This is a genomic window from Agriterribacter sp. (assembly GCF_035445465.1).
Taxonomy (GTDB): domain Bacteria; phylum Bacteroidota; class Bacteroidia; order Chitinophagales; family Chitinophagaceae; genus Agriterribacter.
In genome coordinates this window covers 21,778-42,295 of the sequence record NZ_DAOMQT010000034.1, presented here as the reverse complement: position 1 = coordinate 42,295, position 20,518 = coordinate 21,778, and the positions used below count along the sequence as shown (strand labels likewise).

Genomic DNA, 20,518 nt, shown 5'->3' with positions numbered 1-20,518 from the left:
TTTGCACCATGAGCCAATTTTCCCATCTCCACGTTCATACCCAATATTCCCTGCTGGATGGCGCTGCATCTATCAGCGGATTGTATCAAAAGGCGATAAAGGATGAAATGCCGGCGCTGGCTATCAGTGATCATGGCAATATGTTTGGTGTATTTGCTTTTGTGGCGGAAGCATATAAGCACAGGGTTGATCCCAATGATAAAAAAAGTCCCTTAAAAGTAAAGCCTGTTGTAGGCTGTGAGTTTTATATTACGGAAAACCGCCTTCGTAAAGTATTTTCAAAAGAAGAAAAAGACCCGCGGCATCACCAGATATTATTGGCCAAAAATGAAACCGGCTACCGTAACCTCAGTAAGCTCACCTCGCTGGGCTTCATTGAAGGCATGTACAGCAAGTACCCGCGCATCGATAAAGCGCTTATCCATAAATATCATGAAGGACTCATTGCCACCACCTGCTGCTTAGGCGCGCTGGTGCCGCAAACCATTTTAAAGAAAGGGGAGGAGGAAGGTGAAAATGAATTTAAATGGTGGCTGAACATTTTCCAGGAGGATTTTTACGTGGAATTGCAACGGCACGGCATACCCGAACAGGAAAAAGTGAATGCCGTATTGCTGAAATACGCTAAAAAATATAATGTTAAGATCATTGCTTCCAACGACTCTCATTATGTAGATCAGAAAGATTTTAATGCCCACGATATCCTGCTGTGCATTAATACCGGCGAAAAGCAGGCCACACCCGCTTTGCGTGAATTTTCGGATGATGATATCGCGGTAAAAAATAAACGCTTTGCTTTTCCCAACGACCAGTTCTATTTTAAGACCACGCAGGAAATGAAACAGGTATTTCACGACCTGCCCGAAGCCATTTACAATACCGGAGAGATCGTAGATAAGATAGACCTGCTTGATCTGAAGAGAGATATCCTGCTTCCTAATTTTCCTATCCCGAAGGAATTCCAGGTTCATACAGATAATAACCTCAACCAGTGGGAATACCTGAAGCATATTACTTATGAAGGTGCCGCAAAGCGCTATGACCCCATGACGGCCGAAGTGGAAGAACGTATTAATTTTGAGCTGTTCACCATTAAGTCCATGGGCTTCGCGGGCTACTTCCTGATCGTGAGCGATTTTATCAGGGCCGGAAGGGATATTGGTGTTTTTGTAGGCCCGGGGCGTGGTTCCGCTGCGGGCTCCGTTGTTGCCTATTGCATAGGCATCACCAATATTGATCCCATAAAATATAACCTGCTGTTTGAAAGGTTTCTTAATCCCGACCGTAAAAGCATGCCCGATATTGATACGGATTTTGACGATGAAGGCAGGCAGAAAGTAATTGAATACGTGGTGGATAAATATGGTAAGAACCAGGTAGCGCAGATCATTACCTATGGTACCATGGCCGCCAAAATGAGCATTAAGGATGTGGCGCGTGTAATGGATCTGCCCCTGGCCGATTCCAATATATTAGCCAAGCTGGTTCCTGAACGTCCGGGTATTTCGCTGAAGCGGGTATTGCATGCGCCGCTTAATGCCAAAGAAGGCGAGAAATCGCTGGAAGAAAAAGAAGGGCTGTCGGCCGATGACCTTGAAAATGTAAAAAAGCTGCGCCAGTTCTATAACGGCAATGATATGCATTCCAAAGTGCTGCATGAAGCCGAAATACTGGAAGGGTCGGTACGCAATACCGGCATACATGCGGCAGGTATTATTATAGCGCCTACAGACCTTACCGAATTATTACCGGTTGCGGTGGCCAAAGATTCTGATCTGTGGGTTACACAAATTGAAGGAAGCGTAATTGAAGAAGCGGGTGTGCTTAAGATGGACTTCCTGGGATTAAAAACCCTGAGCATTCTTAAAACGGCATTACAGCTTATCAAACAAAATCATGATAGAGTTATAGATCTCGATACGATCCCGTTAGATGATGAAAAAACCTACCACTTATATCAACGCGGCGATACCAACGGTACTTTCCAGTTTGAAAGTATGGGTATGCAAAAATACCTGCGTGAGCTGAAGCCGGATAAATTTGGCGATCTCATTGCCATGAACGCGCTATATCGTCCGGGACCTTTGGCCTATATTCCCAACTTTATTGACCGCAAGCACGGGCGTGAACAGATTACCTACGATTTGCCCGAAATGGAGGAGATATTATCGGATACTTATGGTATTACCGTGTACCAGGAACAGGTGATGCTATTGTCGCAAAAGCTGGGGGGCTTCAGCAAGGGCGATGCAGATGTGCTGCGTAAGGCCATGGGTAAAAAGCAAAAATCGGTATTGGATAAAATGAAGGCCCAGTTTATTTCCGGGGCTGCGGCAAAAGGACACGATGCAAAAGTGCTGGAGAAGGTATGGTCAGACTGGGAAGCATTTGCCCAGTATGCTTTTAATAAATCGCATTCTACCTGTTATGCATTAGTAGCTTATCAAACCGCCTATTTAAAAGCGCATTATCCGTCCGAGTATATGGCAGGCGTGCTGAATCATGCGGGAGCCATTGAAAAAATAACCTTCTTCATGGAAGAATGCAAACGCATGGGGCTGAAAGTGCTTGGACCCGATATTAACGAATCGCAAAAAGGTTTTGCCGTTAATGCAAAAGGTGAAATCCGCTTTGGACTGGGTGGATTGAAGGGCGTGGGAGAGGCGGCCATAGAAGGGATCATTGAAGAGCGGAAAAAAGGACATTATAAATCCATTTTTGATCTCGTAAAACGCGTTAACCAGCGGATGGTTAATAAAAAATCGTTGGAATGCCTGGCGTATTCAGGCGCTTTTGATTGCTTTAGCGATATACACCGGGCGCAATACTTTTATATCCCGCAGGGCGATACATCTACAGGACTGGAGAAGATCATCAAATTCGGCAATATATATCAAAGCCAGTCGGCCAATACCACCAACACTTTATTTGGCGACTTGCAGATGCCCGATGTAATGCCCCCAAAATTACCCGATTGCACACCCTGGACCTTAACGGAATGGCTGGATCATGAAAAGGCTATTACAGGCATTTTTTTAAGCGGTCATCCGTTAGATCATTTCAGTTTTGAAATGAAGCATTATGGCATTACCACTATCGCGGATTTCATTGAATTTAAGGATACGCTGTTAAGTCATTCAAATCCTTTCCGGCAATTCAGGATCGCGGGACTGGTTTCCGATGCGCAGCACCGCACCACACGCAACGGAAAGCAGTTCGGTGTTTTTTCGCTGGAAGATTATTCAGGCAAAACCGAGCTGGCATTGTTTGGGGAAGACTATGTACGGTTTAAAGATCATTTCAGCCTCGGTAACGTACTTTTTGCCACAGGTAATTTTAAGGCGCGGTGGAACAGCGCAACGGATTTTGAATTTAAGCTGAACAGTGTAATGTTGCTTGAAACCGTGAAAAGAATGTTAACGCGGCAGTTGGAGGTTGAGCTGCATCCCAAGCTTTTAACAGAAGAAATGATGAATTTTATTGATAATAATGTAAGATCGTTCCCGGGTAAGTCGGCCATCAGGTTTGTATTATCAGAACCCAGGTTAAACCGGAAAGTGAGCATGTATACCTTAGAAAAAGGATTTGAAATGAATGACGAAATGGCTGCTTTCTTAGAAACAAACCCCGATATTGAAGTGAAGGTCACTGCTTTAGAAAAATAGGAGAGGGTCAAATTGTCTAATGCACAGGTGTGGATAATGACATATCATCTTATTTGGTATAATGGACTTAAATTTGCAGGCTGGTATAACAAACGATACATTAAAAAACCATAAATAAAACTTAGTTACTATGGCACTCGAATTTACAGACACGAACTTCCAGGAAAAGGTATTGGATTCTGATAAGCTTTCTGTTATTGATTTTTGGGCAGAGTGGTGTGGCCCCTGCCGCGCGATCGGTCCGGTTATTGAAGAATTAAGCAAAGAATATAACGGAAAAGTGAATGTCGGAAAGGTAAATGTTGATCATAACCCACAGTTGTCTATTAATTATGGCGTTACTTCTATTCCGGCTATCTTATTTGTAAAAGATGGTAAGGTAGTAGACAAATTAGTTGGAGCTCAGCCTAAATCTAATTTTGTTAAGAAAATTGAACAACATATCGCGTAATACATTTCTTAGGTGAATTGTTAAAGCAGGCGGAAACGCCTGCTTTTTGCATTTCAGCGCTTTGGTTCCAGATAGTTGGGGAAGTTCATTATATGTTGCTTTCCGCATGCCAATTCCATTGTCCCGGAAGGCATGATGGCTTTTGGATACAGCAGTTTGTTGTACAGAGCAAAGTACGCCACGAATGCACGAATAAGGCTTTTTTCAGTTGGTTATCCATTCGTGCATTCGCGGCTAAAAGTTTTATGTTTGAGGTTCCTCTTTTTCGCATTGTTGTATATTGCTGTATAATATTGTCAGCACCAAAACGGCTTTATGTCATCACATCTTGAAAACATCGGCAGGGGAACAATAGGAATGGTTTTCCTCCTGCTCGTTTGTTATCTGCTCAGTAATAACAAAAAAGCCATTAGCTGGAAGCTGGTGGGCATGGGTGTTTTTGCCCAGTTGATGTTTGCCATGGGCGTGCTCAATACAAAAATTGCCGGTCAGCCTGTTTTTTGGGTGTTCTTCGGCGTTATCCTTACTTATATTATCGTTAAGAGGATTATAAAAGCAGGGCGAAATGATACAAAGTTCAATGCTGATACTATAAGCGTATTGCTCGCTGTAGCATGGCAGTGCCTTTTCTTTTTTGGGATCATCAGGAGCACTGTATGGAGCAACAGTGGCATTACCGTTTTACTCAGCTTGATCTTCCTCGGATTTATCATTAAATGGCTTGCTTTTCGCAGCGTTGAAATGCTGAAATGGTCTGTGCTGTGTTCGCTGGCAATACTCACTGTTTCTATTTACAGCAAGGTTTGCAACCCCGATATTTTTAAGATCATGCTGGAACAGGTTTCCTCGGCATTTGTGGCGCTCATCAACCTGAGCCATAAGGGTACCGAGTTTTTATTTGGCAGCCTGGCAGATGATAAGCAATCCTGGGCGTATATATTTGCCGTGCAGGTTTTACCCAATATCATCTTTTTCGCGGCGCTTTCCTCCGTATTATATTACTTAGGTATCCTGCAAAAAATAGTGTATGTATTTGCCTACCTGCTAAACAAACTGAATATTTCCGGCGCCGAAAGTTTGTCTACCGCAGCTAATATTTTTTTAGGACAAACAGAGGCGCCGCTGATGATCCGTCCCTACCTCGAAAAAATGACGCGCAGTGAAATACTGTGTATTATGGTAGGAGGGATGGCTAATACTGCCGGCAGCGTATTAGCGGCTTATGTAGGGTTTCTGGGAGGGGGGGATGAGGCACAGCAGCAATACTATGCGTTGCATATGCTCAGCCAGTCTATTATGAGCGCTCCCGCCGCTATCGTTTGCTCCAAGATCATTTTTCCTCAACCTGCTCACAGCCTCATTGTAAAGGATCTTACCATACCCAAAGAAAAATTAGGCGATAATTTCTTAGACGCGCTGTCGCTGGGCACAACCGACGGGTTAAAGCTGGCGGTAAATGTAGGCGCTATGCTTATCGTTTTTACGGCCATGATGTGGGTGGCAAACGCGTTGCTGGGCTGGGTGGGAGATATTACCCAGCTTAACGGGCACATTAAATCAGTAACGGAAGGCAGGTATGAAACCCTTTCTCTGAATATGCTGCTGGGGTATATTTTTGCCCCGGTGGCCTGGCTGATAGGCGTTGCGCAGGCAGATATGGTAGCTATCGGACAACTGCTGGGCGAAAAAACAATACTCAATGAGTTTTACGCCTATGTATCGCTTGCCGGAATGAAGGAAAGCAACCTCATCTCCAGCCCCAAATCATTGCTCATAGCCACTTACGCGCTTTGCGGCTTCGCTAATTTCGCGTCTATAGGCATACAGATCGGGGGGATCAGTCAACTGGCGCCTAACCAGCGCAAAAACCTTACGGAACTTGGCATAAAAGCATTGATCGGCGGAACCATTGCCTGCCTGATGTGTGGTTGCATAGCAGGAATGCTGTTTTAGCGATAAAAAAGCGCTGCCTGTATATTTTGCCAGGTGCTTTTCAAACGAAATGATGAGGGGATACGTATAGTTGAACGGTGTTGTAAGCGGTTTTACGGCTTAAATAGTGCAAAATGGTGGAAAGTATTTTTATTATCAGCACTTGCCATACATTTGGATAATGTATTCTTAAACTATTTTTTGTGAAGGCAGTTTTCAGGTCAGGTTTTATTATGGCAGGTCTGTGTTTTTACATGGCCATCAATGGATTTGCGCAGCAGCAGCTTGCACCCGTACGTTGTGTAACGGGTAGTGTAATGGAGCGGTACTTTCAAAAATATCCGCGCGACAAGGTGGCCTTTGAAAAAACGCAACTGGATTTTCAGCAAAAATATGAAGCGGTAAGACGCGCCAAAAAAGGGTTGCCGGTTCAGCAGCGTTTAAACGCCATTGTTACCATACCCGTGGTTGTGCATATTGTAATGGATAATCCCGCTTTGGTAACCGATGAGCAGGTGCAGAGCCAGATAGAGGTATTGAATGCCGATTATGCAGGTGAGAATGCGGATTCCGTGAAGATCCCTGCTGCCTTTAAATCATTATTCGGTAAAGGCAATATTCGTTTTTGTCTTGCGCAGCGCAGCCCTTCCAATGAACCGTCCGGCGGTATCACCCGGAAAATTTCCTCTACCACATCTGTTCCCGGCGATAGCGATCCTGTTAAATACGCCACAATGGGCGGGGTGGATGCCTGGGATGTAAACAGGTACCTGAATATATGGGTATGTAAGATGGAAGACAACGACCTGGGTTACTCCTTTATGCCCGGCTTACCCGGGCTGGCAGCTTCGGATGTGGGATTGGTAACTGCCTATCATGCTTTTGGAACCATTGGGTCGGCAGCGGCGCCTTTCAATAAAGGCCGTACCGCCACCCATGAAATAGGCCATTTCTTTAATCTTTGGCATACCTGGGGCGCTAATGAATGCCAGGCCTCCTGTGCTGATTCAGATTTTGTGGATGATACACCCAACCAAAGCACGTGCACGTATGGCGCGCCGTTGTTTCCTCAAACCGATGCCTGCACCAATACCGCACCCGGTATTATGTTCATGAATTTTATGGATTACACGGATGATGCCACCATGTGCCTGTTTACCGCCGGGCAGGCCGACCGTATGGAAACAGCACTCAGCACTTTTTCCGACAGGATGCAACTGATGACTTCCAATGGTTGTGTGCCGCCCGTGTTGCATACTAATGATGTAAAGGCGCAGGCTGTATTATCGCCTTCAAATGCGGTTGTATATTGCGGAACCGGCATTATTCCCCAATTGCGTATCAGTAACCTCGGCGCTTCATCTTTAACCAGTATAAGGCTCAATGCAGCTGTAGATGGTGCGGAACCTGTTGTTACCAATCTTACGCTTAATCTTCCTTCTTTGCAGGAAACAACCATATCGGGTATCGCCATTACCGTGGCTCCGGGATATCATACCGTTAAGCTCTATACCACGCTCCCCAACGGAAGCGCCGATATGCAACCTTTAAACGATACGGCAACCATGGTATTCTCCGTTACAGGTAATGCCGGCGAACCATTGGCACAGGGATTCGAATCCACTTTTCCGCCGCAGGGCTGGGGAATAGCCAATAACAGCGATGTAGTGGCGTATAACCCGGTGCGGGCAACCAATGCCGCACATTCCGGCACGGCATCTGTAAAATTCGATAACTATAATTACCAGTTATTCGGCAAGCATACCATGCTGGTTACACCGCAGCTTACGATACCGCTTACCGCCGATTCGGTTAAAATAACGTTCTGGCGGGCAGCCGCGCAATACAGCAGCATGAATTCCGATACGCTGGAAGTATTGTTTTCCACCGATTGCGGGCAAACCTATACGTCTGTTTACAAAAAAGGAGGAGCGGATTTAAAAACGCGTGCCGACTTTCTGACTGCTGCATATATTCCCACTGCTGATGAATGGGTAGCGGATACTATTGACATCAGCGCTTTGGTAAAGGGCAGGTATGATCAAATTGTTGTGCAGTTCCGCAACATTAACGGCTATGGCAATAATGTGTATATAGACGACATTAATATTTATACCCGCACCCTGCCACAGCATTTAAAAGAGAGCGGATACCTTATTGCGCCCAATCCCACTACCGGCCTGTTAGCCATACAGCATTACCCTTCTTCCGCCGCATTAAAAGGTGTGGTGGTTTACAGCAGCACCGGGCAGTTGGTATGGAAACAGCACTATACCTCTTCCGCCGCACCTAATTACATTCCCGTTAACCTCAGCTATATGGCTTCGGGTGTATATATTGTGCAGTTGGTTTATACCGACAAAATGGTAACACAAAAAGTGGTGAAGATGAATTGAGGGTGAGTTTTATTTCCCCGGGACACAGTCCCGGAAGAACATAGCGCATGCGAAGTCAGAGACTTCACATAGCTTCGCCCCGGCGCAACTAAATGGGAATGTGATCTGTCTCATCGTTTTGCCCGAACGGCAATGATTTCAGGAGTACTTTCTTGCATGTTTTCCGTATATTCACTCAGGTTTTTAATGGTATAAGGAACAGTTATTGTTGCCTGGGAATTCCTTATTGATGATCTTTAAAAAAAGGGTATGCTTGATATTATTATTGAAGCCCGTAATGCGGCAATCAGCAGGGAAATGAAGGTTAAACGCATTCTTCCCTTCCGGCTTCGCAGGATGATCGGTCCTTTTATTTTTATGGATCATGCGGGGCCGATCGCAGATGCCATTGCACCTGCTTCCGGTTTGGATGTGCTGCCGCATCCGCATATCGGGCTTTCTACCGTTAGCTATTTGTTTGGCGGACAGGTAACCCACCGCGATAGCCTGGGCGTAGAGCAGATCATTCTTCCGGGTGAAGTAAACTGGATGACTGCCGGCAGTGGTATTTCCCATTCTGAAAGATTTGAAGATCCCTCAGTGCTCACCGGGGGGTTGGAAATGATACAAACCTGGGTAGCGCTGCCCGAAAGGGATGAAGAAGATGCGCCCAGTTTTGTAAATTATACACCCGCCCAGCTTCCTGTTTTTACCGACACAGGCGTGTGGATGCGACTAATAGCAGGCAATGCCTATGGGTTACAAAACAATGTAAAAACCAATTCCCCCTTGTTTTATTTGCATGTTGAGCTGGAACAGGGCGCAAGGTTCGGGCTTCCCAAAGAACATTCAGAGCGGGGGTTTTACATCGTTAAGGGAAGCATATCGTTTTCGGGAGTTACCTATAACCAGGGCAAAATGCTGGTGTTCAGCAAAGGCGTTGACCCGGTTATTATTGCTGAAGAAAAGACTACGCTCATGCTTTTAGGCGGCGAACCTTTGGGTGAACGTTTTATCTGGTGGAATTTTGTTTCATCGCGTAAAGAACGTATTGAACAGGCAAAAGAAGATTGGAAACAAGGCAGGATTATCCTGCCTCCAAACGACAACAAAGAATTTATTCCACTGCCCGATGATAAGTCGAAACCGGCAGGAATGCCGCCAGCGCCGGAGCCCCTTTCATAAGCTGTTGCAAAATGCCTGTATTTCCTTTGCGGTTATACACTTTTTTTAATCTGATAATTTTAATTCTCCTTCATCATCTTCCTCCAATAATTCAATTTCCGTTAACAGCGCCTGTGGCATGGTTTTAATGGTAGTGGCTTCCAGCTTTTTAATATTTTCAAGTCTGCCAATGATGGTATCACCTCTTTTCCTGCCGTCTTTCAGCTTGTTCATAGCATCATCATACGTATCGGAAGTATCTTTCAGCTTCGCTTTAATTTTTAGCATGTCTTCCGCAAAGCCAACGAATTTATCGTATAGAGCCCCACACTGTTTAAAGATCCCTTCTACGTTTTTAACCTGGTTTTCTTTTTGCCAGATGATCTTTACCACTTTAAGCGTAGCGATCAATGTAGTGGGTGTAATTAAAACGATCTTTCGTTTTAAGGCGTTATTGATCACTTCCGGGCTTTGGTTCATTGCCAGCGTTAGGGCTGGTTCCACGGGCATGAACATAAATACGTAGTCGGGTGTGGTAAGCCCGGCAAGCGACTGGTAGGTTTTATCCGCCAGCTTTTCAATATGATCGTTTACGCTTCGCAAATGTTGCTTTAAATAGGTTTTTTTCTCTTCGGGGTCCGATGCGTTAAAGTAATTAACGTATGCTGTTAAGGAAACCTTGCTGTCAATAACCAAATGCTTACCGTTGGGAAGGTGTAAAATAAAATCGGGCTTGCGGTTTACTTCCGCATCAGTGTCCCTGTACATTTCTTCCCTGGTAAAGTCTACATATTTTTGTAAACCTTCCGCTTCCAATATCATGTTCAGGCGGTCTTCTCCCCAGTTACCCTGCATTTTTACCTCCGACTTTAGTGCGGAAGTTAAATTTTTAGCGTCATCGCTCAGTTGGGTGTTTAACTGCTGTAATAATTCCAGCTCTTTTTTCAGCGAGGTAAGGTCGTGAATATCCTCTTTCCTGGTAGCTTCTACTTTTTCTTTAAATGCTTTCAGGTCATTTTTAAAAGGATCAATTACAAACGACAATTCTTTTTTATTTTCCAGCACAAACTCGGCTTTCTTTTCCTTCATGATATCAGTAGCCAGGTTCCTGAACTGTTCTTTGGAAAGGTTGTGGAGCGATTCAATTTCAGTTCTGAACAGCTTTAGCTTTTCATTTAAATGTTCCTCTTTTTGTTCCAGTGCGGTGAGCTTGGTATGTAAAGTGAGAATTGTTTGTTCTTTTGCGGTTAACGCTGTTTCGGCCGAATGCAGCTTGTGGCTGATGATATCAAAACTGTCTCTTGAAATGTATAGCTGGTTCAGCTCTTCTTTTCCGATCCGTTTGGCGTGATCAACCTGTAGTTCCGTAAACTGTTGCCGGAGGTTTTCAAAATCGGTTTTTGCAATATAATTTTTGGGGATTGTTGATTTAAAAAGATAATAGCCCATCAATCCACCAATAAATAATCCGGCAAGCAGGTATATAGCAGGTTCCATAATAAACAAGGTTCAGGGCTCAAATATACCGATTACTAAATTATTGAGCAAAAACCTATCGGGACTACAGCGCTGCTTCGATGTTGCGCAGTCCCGACAGGTTTCTACATTTCAATGTATCCTGTCGCCCCTTACTTCCACGCTTTGTATCACTTCCGCTTCATAAGCTAACCATTCCGCCCAGCGCTTTCTCACTTTGTCTTTGTCTATATAAGTTTCGGCCAGGTCAATGAATAAAGTGTAATGCCCGGCTTCGCTTTCCATAAAGCGGCGGTAAAATTTACGCAGGTAGGCATCATCCAATCCTTCGCTCAGCCGTTTAAAGCGTTCGCAGCTCCGGGCTTCTATCAGGGCCATGGTGAGCAGTTGATCCAGAAACCGTTCTTCAGGACTGCCGCCTTTTTTCTGAAATTCGAGCAGCTTATTTACATAGATGTCTTTGCGTTGTTTGCCCAATGCCAGTCCGCGTTTCTGCAATTCGGCCAGTACCAGCCTGAAATGACCCCACTCTTCCGTAACGATGGGCGAGAGTTCGGTAACTAATTTTGCTTTATCGGAATAACGTTGAATAAGGGTTATACAGGTAGTGGCCGCTTTTTGCTCGCAATAGGCATGGTCGGTGAGTATATCTTCGAGACGTATACTTGCCAGGTTTACCCAGCGCGGGTCGGTAGGTAATTGCAGCCCCAGGATATTTTTTACATCATCTTCATTCATGGGGTAAAAATAAGCGATTTGGGTATCAGGTGAGTAACTGCTAACAATAAGACGAAGGCTCCTTCGTTTTTTTGATTTGTGGTTTATGGTTGTATTTCGCCTCGGATTTCGGAATTTTAGTTTTCGGATTTTTAAATTTATCCGCCCCGGCGGACAGGTTCGGTTCCTGTAATTTATAATTTGGTACTTTCTGCCTGCTTCCTCACCATCTTCAGCATTACTTACCTTTAAGCAGCCAAAGCAATCACCATATGGCAAAATCATTTCAAACCGGCGATCATGTAAGCTGGAATTCGGAAGCGGGCCGGGTATCGGGCACGATCATTAAAGTGCATACCGCTGATTTTATATACAAGGGATATATCCATCATGCAACAAAGGAAGAACCGCAGTATGAAATAAAAAGCGATAAAAGCGATCACATTGCCGCGCATAAAGGTTCGGCGTTGCGGAAAATAAAAACAGCGAAACATTAAAAGAAGTATTGAATGCTATGGAGCGGTGGGGCAGCAACAGCGTAAAAAGATAATCAGGAAATAGCAGGACAGGAATAAAATAGCTGAATTATTGCTTTAGTTCCATAACCGCCACCACCGGCAAATGATCTGAAGCGTAACGTTCGGGTATTACCTGGTGCGAAACAACCGACAGGCGGTTGCTTTTTTGGTACATAATGAAGTCTATGGTTTTATCAGGGTTAATAACCGGGATGGTAAAATCGCAGGGGCTGCAGGTACGCGTAAATTGTTCATCTAAGATAGCAACAGGCTTCGAGCCGGGAACGGCATTAAAATCGCCGGCAATGATGAAAGGATGCTGAAAGGAGCGGGCAATGCGGTTAATGGCTTCTGCCTGTATGATGCGGTTCGTGTCGGTGCGCAAAGCGTCTAAGTGAGTGCTCCCGAATTGAAATTTAATACCGCCCGGTAAAGTTACCAATGCCGTGGCCAGTACCCTGGGTTCGCCTTTGGTTTCAGCAACCGTGGGAAGGGGGTGAACCTTCCCGTTCGACAAAGGGTATTTGGACAGTATGGCCACGCCATAATCTCCCCCGTCATGATCAATGGCTTTGGCAAAAAACACCTGCATATTCAGCTTTTGAGCTAAAAGGCCTGCCTGGTCAATTTTGCCTGAGCGCGCTACATTTACATCAACTTCCTGAATGGCCACTATATCGGGGCTTTGCCGGCGGATAGCTTCTGCTATGGCATCCACATCAATGAACCCGGGTTTTGACGGCGGATTGCAATGGTGCAGGTTGTAGCTCATCACCCGTATAGTAGTTGTTGGATTACCTGCAGCAGGAGTGCCCGAAATTTTGGGGGCGCAGCCGTGCATTGCTGTTACGGCACAAAAAAAGAATAGAGCCTGTATGGTTCTCATTGCAGTAAGCACGCTTTTGCAAATGGTTGATTTTATATATAAAATGGTTTGAAACACGGATGCTGCATATTTTTAACAATAGCGTTTAATACGCATCATTTAATGCAAACACCGGCTTCCGGTACATCCACTGCCCGCCTGTAAAATCGGGGAACTCCATGGTTTGATTGCCCAGCTCAATAGAGCTTTCACTCAATGGCGTAATGGCGCTCCAGGCCGCAGCATCGTATACGTCCATAGGCGTTGCTGTTTTTCGTTTGATGGATTCCACGAGCGCATGGATCACAAAAAAGTCCATTCCGCCATGCCCTGCGCCTGCCGATTCTTTGCTCCATCTTGCCCACAGGGGATGGTCGTATTTATCTAACCAGGCCTTGGCATCATCCCATGCATGCGCTTTAGCCGATTTGTCTTCTATATACATACCGTTGTTTACGTCCATCCATAAACCCTGCGTGCCCTGTACCCGGAAGCCGAGAGAATAGGGTCTGGGCAGGTTGGTATCCAACTGCAGCAGGATGGTTTCTCCATTGGCACAACCGATATGCGTAGTAACAACATCGCCTAATTTGAATTTAACTTTTGCATTGGGATGGCTTTCCCCGCCTTTCTTTACAATATAATTATGTAATCCTCTTGACTTGGTGGAAAAAGAATTTAATGTAATGAAACGGTTGCCCCTGTTAATGTTGATATAGTGCGCTATGGGGCCAATGCCATGTGTAGGGTACAGGTCGCCGTTACGGTGAACGCCATGTTCCGTTCTCCAGCGGGCTTCGGAAAAAGCTTTTTCACCAAATTCAACGCCGTGCCCGTAAGGATGAACGCCATCATTGAATTTTACTTCACGCAAATCGTGCTGGTATCCGCCCTGAAGGTGAATGAGCTCGCCCAGCAGGCCCTGGCGTACCATGTTCAATACGGCCATTACATCCCTGCGGTAGCAAACGTTTTCGAGCATCATTACATGGGCGTTATATTTTTCAGCGGCTTTTACAACATCCCAGTGATCCTGGAGCGTGATGCCCAGCACTACTTCCGTTCCCACATATTTAACCCCGGCTTCCAATGCACCAATGATCATGGGCTTATGCCATTCCCAGGGTGTTGCAATTACTATCCCGTCTACTTTTTCCGTATCCAGCATTTTTTTCCAGGCATAATTATCCCCGGTATACACAACGGGCATTTTCTTACCGCTTTTTGAGATCAGTTCTTTTGCTGATTTCAGCATGCGCTCATCTATATCACAAATGGCAATAAGGTCCACATCATCTCTTCTCAGCAGCAGGTCAAGATGGTTCTGTCCCCGCAGGCCTACGCCAATGACCGCCATTTTTACTTTGGGGTCGGCGCTTCTTTTTCCTGCAAATAAGGTGGCGGTGGGTAATACGGCAAGCGAGGCGGCTGCCAGGCCCGCGTTTCTTACAAATGCTTTCCTGTTCATATGGTTTTGTTTATGCGTTGCCGGTTGTTTTAGTAATTATCAATGGCAACGCTGTACTGAAATTACTATAATAATCTGCAACCGGTATATGCAAACGGTTGCGCAAAATACAGATCAGTGCATTAACCTGCCGTTTTGTTTCCGGTAGCGGTCCAATGATAAGGCCGTAAGCCTGTCTGTATATTGTAACTCCGGAATTTATTCCGGCGATGAGGCATACTAAAACGTCACTGAGTGCCGCAGGTACGATATATACCATTTTAATCCAAACTTTCATTAGTTCCGATACCTGAAGCTGTCTGAAAATGATTGCTGTTACTTCTAATAAAATCCGGCATCTGTGGCAAAATGAATGTTCATTCTCCCACATTTTTATTTCCATTTCACCGCGGTGAAAACAATGGTTGCATAACCATCTTTCTCATAGAGTATTCCTATTTCTTTCTTTGTTATGTTTACGATATCGGAATAAGCGGCATAATCCCTTGAATCATTTTCACTTTTGGCAATTACCATATTCTTTTTCCATGTTTTGCCGTCATCATAGCTAATGCGCAGGGTAAGGTTATCTCTTCGCTTCGTATCTGCAGCATTGCAAAAGGCGATAATGTTTCCCTTCTTTTTCTTACCGATAGTTAAAATACTTCCCTGGTTAACGGGGTCAGGAAGATTGTTATCAAAATAAGTGGTATCCCAGGTGGCGCCGCCATCGCTGCTTATGGAAACGATCCTTGCCCGGATATCTCCTTTCTGGTTGCGGCTGTTCATCATGAGCTTGCTACCGGACAGTTCCGCTGCTATAGATTCATTGCTTCCCGGAAGGTTAACGGTTTGGCCCAGGTGAAAGGTTTTGCCATGATCGTCTGTATAAAAACCATGCGCCTGGTAATCGGCAAACTGCGGTTGCGGGTTGCCGGCAGAATGGTTGGCTGCTATAAAAATGCGGCCTTTGTATTTGCCTGTGCTGAATTGCATGGCATGACCGGGCGTGTTGGCATAGCTGCGCCAGTCTTCCGGAAAGTTATACGCCGGGTTTACCTGCGGTTGTTGCGGACGGTGTGTTTGTATAGTAATATTCACCGGTTCACTCCAGGTAATGCCATTGTCGGCTGATGTTTTGTACCACACTTCCCTCAGGCCTTTTCCTTTTCTTACTTCTCCTTCGTGATTATTGCCTGTATTGTAAAACAAAAAAATTATTCCCTGAGGATAAGCAGGATCGGTGAGGTCCACCACCGGCGCGGGATTGCCGGCCTGCAGGGTATCCACATCAACAATTGTTTGCAGAGCGCTCCATGTTTTTCCTTTATCGCTGCTGCGTTTTGCAACAATATTAATATCGCCAAAATCGCCTGCGCCGTGCACACGGCCTTCTGCAAAAGCCAGTAAATCGCCATTGGGTAATCCAATGATGGCAGGAATGCGGTAGCTTTTATGTCCTTCCGTGCCGGATACAAAAACAGGAATATCTTTTACCTGTGCGAACGGGGCGGTAATAAAAAGAAACAAAGCGATTGCTGTAACTGCTGTTTTTTTCATAATACATTTATTTTAAAAGTTGATGCCGGTAGCTCTTCCGAATTCACGAGGTTGGCATTTGTAAAAGGCTGCCAGCCGTAATAAATAAATGCGGGTTTTTCTTTTGCGGCTATGATGATCTTATTTTTTTGAATAGTAGCTTTTGTTTCCTCCTTCCCGTTTATTGAAAATCCGGTTACCGCTTCTCTATCGCTTGTGCGCAGTCCTTCTGCCGTGTAGCGAAACGTAATTACAATATTACCATTTATATATTTTGCATGCAGTGGCAACGGCCCGGAAGGAACAATGTTTCTTTTATAGGTATAATGCAGCGCCCACCTGGCCAGGCGTTCTCCTACCGTTTTTTTGTTGGTAGGGTGTACATCGTTTTTAAAACCAATATCGCTGCAAACTGCCATGCCGCCATTTTTTACTTCATCTAAAAGCTTGCGCTGCTCATCCCGGAATTGCGGCCAGTAATGCGATGGATATTTAGCCGTATCAATAGACGACAACTGCACCCAGTAAAAAGGCATCGCAGGTTGTTTCCCTTCCGGGGCGGCAGCCTGCCTGTCCGGTAGGCAGGGCAGCCATTTTTGCCGGTAGTCATTGATCATCAAATGAAGCAGGTTCCTGTATTCTTCAACTCGTGGCAGTTCCAGCGCATTGCTTTCACCCTGGTACCAAAGTATACCCTTTATGGGCATGGCAATAATGGGAGCAACTCCGCCTGCATAAGCGAAACCGGGTTTGTAGGCATGATTTAAACCCAAATCATCTCCATAGCCGTTTACATTATTGCCTACGTTTTGCTTAGCTCTTTCCCTTACCCATTCCGGGAGATTGTTATTTTCTAACCAGTTGCCTTTTACTTTTACTGAAAATTGTTTACTGTTTTGCAAAGCATCACGACTGATAAAGGTTTCGATGGGCGCGCCGCCAATAGACAGGTTGATCAAACCTACAGGCACATTTTCGCTTGCCACAATATGTTTTGCAAAATAATAGCCCACAGCAGTCATAGGCTTTACCGTGTTGCTATCGCATTGCTGCCAGTCCGCATCTGCATAAAAATCCTCGGTATTCAGTCTTTTATTTAATGAATCCGTATAAGCAACGCCATACACATATCTCCCCGCAGGTGCAGGATTGTATAATCTTATCAGTGGCTGATTGGCATACTTTATCTCTTCTTTAAAATGCATTTCTTTTATCATCGGCCATTCCATATTGGACTGGCCGGAACAAACCCATACATCACCGATCAGGATGTTTTTTAGCTCAATGGTTTCCTTCCTGTTTTTAATATAGATGATTTGGGGAGCAGCGTTTGCCTTTTGCTTTTTAAAATATACACTCCAGGATGAATCAGCTTTTATAATGCAGCTTTTTTCTTCTGTGGCAAAACCGCTCAAAACCGTATCACCCGGGTTTCCTTTTCCCCAGATATGCACCGGCTGATCTCTTTGTAAAACCATATTGTCTGAAAAAATATCCGCTATCTGAAATTGTGCAAATATAGCAGCCGGTATAAGCAACAAGCCTGTTAAAAATAAAGCTATCTCCCTGGTTGTACTTTTTGCGGATGACTGCTGCCGGTAGTATGCTTTCGCCGGAGCGGGGTAATCACTTTTTTTTATAGTAATGATCGTTTTCAAAATTCATACAATATTTTTATGCTCAGCCTGCCTGAATTTACTTTTATTTCCGGTCATTAATTGATAAATGATCTTCCAGCAGTTTTGCGCAATACCACTCCTGCCTGGGCAGGTGAAACGGGCCTTTGAATAAATTTCCTTTAGCGGTTTGTGCAACGCTTCCATCGCGGTGCAGATAACCGAACCATTCACCGTTTTCCTTATCATGAAAGTGCTGATAGGAATAATCATGCACGAGCTTATGCCACCTGGCATATTTTTCATCACCTGTTAACAGGTAAGCCAGCAATGTGGCAATGATCGTTTCATTGTGGGGCCACCAGAATTTCATATCCTGCCAGTATTCCTGAACGGGTTTGTTGTACACATCGCGGAAATATAAAATACCGCCATGCGTCGTATCCCATCCGCGTTCCCACATGTAATCCAGCATTTTACAGCCCAGCGCAATCAAATGCGGGTCGTTGTTACGGTATCTGGCTTCGTGCAAAATAAACCAGGCGCCTTCAATGGCATGTCCGGGGTTGAGCGTTCTGCCGTCAATATGATCAATGATGCTGCCATCGGGCGCTACCTGTTCCATTACACACCTGATATCATCCTTTATAAAATATCTTTCTATTTCTTCGATCCATTTTGAGATTAAGCCATCACAACGATCGTCACCAATCGTTTCCCTCAACTGTTGCGCCGTATTCATCATGATCATGGGTACTCCAATACCCATAGAAGGCCTTGTATTGGTAAACTTTGGTTGTAGTAAACCGGGTGTTGTTGCATACTCAATGCATTTCCCAAAAACAAATCTTGCTTTCTCCGCTGCTTCTTTATCTCCGCTGGCTTTGGCGTAAGCTGCGGCGGCAATTACATAAAACGTTTCGGAGAAAAAATACCTCCTTTTACGTAAAGGTCTTCCGTCACGGGTAACATGAAAAAACATTTGCCCATCCCTGTCAAAACAATGTTTATTCAAAAAATCATAACCTGATTTCGCACCTTCTAACCATTCCTGCTTTTTTTCTACGGTATTGTATAAAGTAGAAAGCAGCCAGGTTGCCCTTCCCTGTATCCACACCGCTTTATCATCATCAATGAGCGAGCCATCGGCATCTCTCATTAATAAGAAACCGCCATGTTCTTTGTCAAAAGAGCGGGGGAACCAAAACGGCACGGTATCATTGAGCAGTTGATTACTGTAAAACCTTTTAAGATCCTTTAAATCGTTTGCTGTATAATGCATGATCTGTTTTGATAAGATGGTTTTATAATGTTGCTGATTTTATGAAGGGCCTTTTTTCCACTTCCAAAAATCAGGAATGATTGTTTTTGGCCGGCTCATCAAAATCATTTGCTTTTGGCCGCAGAAAGGATACCTGGATGATGAGCGCCACCAGTACAATAGCCGAAAGCATGGCGAAACTTTTTCCCAGGTTGCCCGCATCGGTTGATTTTCCCAGCCAGTCTGTAACCAAAGCACCCGCAAATACCCCTGTCATGTTCATCAGTCCATACGCGGTTGCCCTGTATTTAGCCGAAACGAACTGGCAAAGGATAGGCATATTATTGGCATCAAACATACCAAAGCCAAAGCCAAAGCAAAAGGCGGCGCCAATAACATGAAACATAGAATGACCATAGCCCACCAGCAATAGCGAAGGAATGGTTAAGGCCAGCCCTATGGCGCTGGTATAAATCCTTCCCCTGATATTTTTTTGCACCCAGCGGTCAGATAATATCCCCCCGAAAATTACACCGAGGAAGGAAGAGGCGGCAATTGTGATCGTTGAAAGCGGCCCGGCCAAAGACATGTCAATGCCCAGGTTCTTTGCGAACAAAGTAGGCAGCCAGTTTTTAACACCCCATCCCGGAAGACTGGGCACGGCAAAGTAGAAGAGAATGATCCAAAAGGCAATATTGGAAAAAAGCAATCCTAATCCTTTAAACAGAGAAGCTTTTTCTTTTATGATGTTATTAGTTGCACGTGTTAGCTCCGGTGATTTTTTCTCATGTAAAAAAAGAATTAAAATAAAGGAATACACTATTCCGATGATCCCAAAATAATGAAAAGCAGATTGCCAGGAATAGTTGGATGCAATGGTGGCGCCAAAGCCGCCTAACGCCTGACCCATGTATAAGCCGGTCATATGAATGCCAATAGCCAGCGACCTTGTTTTTGAAGTATGATAGTCGGCAATCAGTGAAAGTCCTGCAGGTATGTACAAAGCTTCGCTTACGCCCATAATTGCCCTGAGCCAGTATAACTGGTTAAAGTTTTCGCTGTAGCCCATCATATAGGTTACCCCGCTCCAAACAAAAAGGCTTATCACGATGAGCCATTTCCTGTTGATCCGGTCGGCTATCATGCCCGCCACCGGACTCATGAAACCATATATCCAGAGGAAGATAGCCATCAGCCTTCCAAAATCCCTTGCCTCTCTCAGTTCCACGATATCAATCATCATAGAGGGCTGCATGGTGCTGAGCATCTGCCTGTCCATATAATTGAGCAGCGCTACCACCCACAAGAGCCCAACCACAATCCAGGGATAGTTTTTTGAATGTTTCATTTGCATATCACTCGTTTTTACCACATAGGCACATAGGTTCACATAGGAAGGATTGGGTTTCTGATATTTTTTAAATAAATAGTTTTTCTTTCTATTGTGTTTCTATGTATTTCGTTTCTTTATTTTTTACCACATAGGATCATA

Annotated in this window: 14 protein-coding genes; 6 read left to right on the top strand and 8 right to left on the bottom strand. The window is 44.7% G+C overall.

Features of this window, described 5'->3' with window-relative positions; genetic code table 11:
* Positions 1-8: 8 nt before the first annotated feature.
* The 5 genes from dnaE to PLE34_RS15245 all read left to right on the top strand — a co-directional run bounded on the left by dnaE (position 9) and on the right by PLE34_RS15245 (position 9,608).
* Positions 9-3,665, top strand: coding sequence for a DNA polymerase III subunit alpha (gene dnaE, locus PLE34_RS15265; protein ID WP_324558343.1), 3,657 nt, complete (start codon positions 9-11; stop codon positions 3,663-3,665).
* Positions 3,666-3,795: 130 nt separating this feature from the next.
* Complete coding sequence (trxA, locus tag PLE34_RS15260) at positions 3,796-4,116, top strand: thioredoxin (protein ID WP_324558342.1); 321 nt, start codon at positions 3,796-3,798, stop codon at positions 4,114-4,116.
* A 315-nt stretch (positions 4,117-4,431) separates the two neighbouring features.
* The gene (locus PLE34_RS15255; RefSeq protein ID WP_324558340.1) at positions 4,432-6,069 is read left to right on the top strand and encodes a NupC/NupG family nucleoside CNT transporter; all 1,638 of its coding nucleotides are present in this window, start codon (positions 4,432-4,434) and stop codon (positions 6,067-6,069) included.
* Between the two features lie 182 nt (positions 6,070-6,251).
* Entirely contained in the window at positions 6,252-8,444 is a 2,193-nt protein-coding gene (locus tag PLE34_RS15250; RefSeq protein WP_324558338.1) for a M43 family zinc metalloprotease, read from the top strand.
* Positions 8,445-8,693: 249 nt separating this feature from the next.
* Positions 8,694-9,608 (top strand): pirin family protein, encoded by a 915-nt coding sequence (locus PLE34_RS15245; protein ID WP_324558337.1) that lies wholly within the window; start codon positions 8,694-8,696, stop codon positions 9,606-9,608.
* Between the two features lie 45 nt (positions 9,609-9,653).
* On the opposite strand, the gene PLE34_RS15240 is transcribed toward PLE34_RS15245, so the two are convergent.
* Together PLE34_RS15240 and PLE34_RS15235 are read right to left on the bottom strand one after the other, a co-directional pair.
* Positions 9,654-11,084, bottom strand: a complete 1,431-nt coding sequence (locus PLE34_RS15240; protein WP_324558336.1) for a DNA recombination protein RmuC — start codon at positions 11,082-11,084, stop codon at positions 9,654-9,656.
* A gap of 111 nt (positions 11,085-11,195) precedes the next feature.
* On the bottom strand, positions 11,196-11,801 hold the full coding sequence (locus tag PLE34_RS15235; RefSeq protein ID WP_324558334.1) for a MiaE family protein: 606 nt from the start codon (positions 11,799-11,801) through the stop codon (positions 11,196-11,198).
* Between the two features lie 251 nt (positions 11,802-12,052).
* Here PLE34_RS15235 and PLE34_RS15230 point away from each other — a divergent pair, with 251 nt between their 5' ends.
* The gene (locus tag PLE34_RS15230; RefSeq protein WP_324558332.1) at positions 12,053-12,277 is read left to right on the top strand and encodes a hypervirulence associated TUDOR domain-containing protein; all 225 of its coding nucleotides are present in this window, start codon (positions 12,053-12,055) and stop codon (positions 12,275-12,277) included.
* A gap of 88 nt (positions 12,278-12,365) precedes the next feature.
* On the opposite strand, the gene PLE34_RS15225 is transcribed toward PLE34_RS15230, so the two are convergent.
* The 6 genes from PLE34_RS15225 to PLE34_RS15200 all read right to left on the bottom strand — a co-directional run bounded on the left by PLE34_RS15225 (position 12,366) and on the right by PLE34_RS15200 (position 20,374).
* Positions 12,366-13,184, bottom strand: coding sequence for an endonuclease/exonuclease/phosphatase family protein (locus tag PLE34_RS15225; RefSeq protein ID WP_324558330.1), 819 nt, complete (start codon positions 13,182-13,184; stop codon positions 12,366-12,368).
* Positions 13,185-13,269: 85 nt separating this feature from the next.
* On the bottom strand, positions 13,270-14,631 hold the full coding sequence (locus PLE34_RS15220) for a Gfo/Idh/MocA family protein (RefSeq protein ID WP_324558328.1): 1,362 nt from the start codon (positions 14,629-14,631) through the stop codon (positions 13,270-13,272).
* A gap of 372 nt (positions 14,632-15,003) precedes the next feature.
* Complete coding sequence (locus tag PLE34_RS15215) at positions 15,004-16,170, bottom strand: sialidase family protein (protein ID WP_324558327.1); 1,167 nt, start codon at positions 16,168-16,170, stop codon at positions 15,004-15,006.
* Complete coding sequence (locus tag PLE34_RS21895) at positions 16,167-16,856, bottom strand: sialate O-acetylesterase (RefSeq protein ID WP_502875880.1); 690 nt, start codon at positions 16,854-16,856, stop codon at positions 16,167-16,169. The genes PLE34_RS15215 and PLE34_RS21895 overlap by 4 nt, the downstream gene beginning before the upstream one ends.
* Before the next feature lie 994 nt (positions 16,857-17,850).
* Complete coding sequence (locus tag PLE34_RS15205; protein ID WP_324558323.1) at positions 17,851-19,047, bottom strand: AGE family epimerase/isomerase; 1,197 nt, start codon at positions 19,045-19,047, stop codon at positions 17,851-17,853.
* Positions 19,048-19,117: 70 nt separating this feature from the next.
* Positions 19,118-20,374, bottom strand: coding sequence for an MFS transporter (locus PLE34_RS15200; protein WP_324558322.1), 1,257 nt, complete (start codon positions 20,372-20,374; stop codon positions 19,118-19,120).
* Between the last annotated feature and the right edge of the window lie 144 nt (positions 20,375-20,518).

Excerpts from the sequence above, each read along its gene's own strand:
- PLE34_RS15215 (WP_324558327.1), bottom strand. The coding sequence starts at position 16,170 with ATGAAAAAAACAGCAGTTACAGCAATCGCTTTGTTTCTTTTTATTACC.
- trxA (WP_324558342.1), top strand. The coding sequence starts at position 3,796 with ATGGCACTCGAATTTACAGACACGAACTTCCAGGAAAAGGTATTGGAT.
- PLE34_RS15205 (WP_324558323.1), bottom strand. The coding sequence starts at position 19,047 with ATGCATTATACAGCAAACGATTTAAAGGATCTTAAAAGGTTTTACAGT.
- dnaE (WP_324558343.1), top strand. The coding sequence starts at position 9 with ATGAGCCAATTTTCCCATCTCCACGTTCATACCCAATATTCCCTGCTG.
- PLE34_RS21895 (WP_502875880.1), bottom strand. The coding sequence starts at position 16,856 with ATGCCCATAAAGGGTATACTTTGGTACCAGGGTGAAAGCAATGCGCTG.
- PLE34_RS15200 (WP_324558322.1), bottom strand. The coding sequence starts at position 20,374 with ATGAAACATTCAAAAAACTATCCCTGGATTGTGGTTGGGCTCTTGTGG.
- PLE34_RS15235 (WP_324558334.1), bottom strand. The coding sequence starts at position 11,801 with ATGAATGAAGATGATGTAAAAAATATCCTGGGGCTGCAATTACCTACC.
- PLE34_RS15240 (WP_324558336.1), bottom strand. The coding sequence starts at position 11,084 with ATGGAACCTGCTATATACCTGCTTGCCGGATTATTTATTGGTGGATTG.
- PLE34_RS15220 (WP_324558328.1), bottom strand. The coding sequence starts at position 14,631 with ATGAACAGGAAAGCATTTGTAAGAAACGCGGGCCTGGCAGCCGCCTCG.
- PLE34_RS15245 (WP_324558337.1), top strand. The coding sequence starts at position 8,694 with ATGCTTGATATTATTATTGAAGCCCGTAATGCGGCAATCAGCAGGGAA.
- PLE34_RS15230 (WP_324558332.1), top strand. The coding sequence starts at position 12,053 with ATGGCAAAATCATTTCAAACCGGCGATCATGTAAGCTGGAATTCGGAA.
- PLE34_RS15225 (WP_324558330.1), bottom strand. The coding sequence starts at position 13,184 with ATGAGAACCATACAGGCTCTATTCTTTTTTTGTGCCGTAACAGCAATG.
- PLE34_RS15255 (WP_324558340.1), top strand. The coding sequence starts at position 4,432 with ATGTCATCACATCTTGAAAACATCGGCAGGGGAACAATAGGAATGGTT.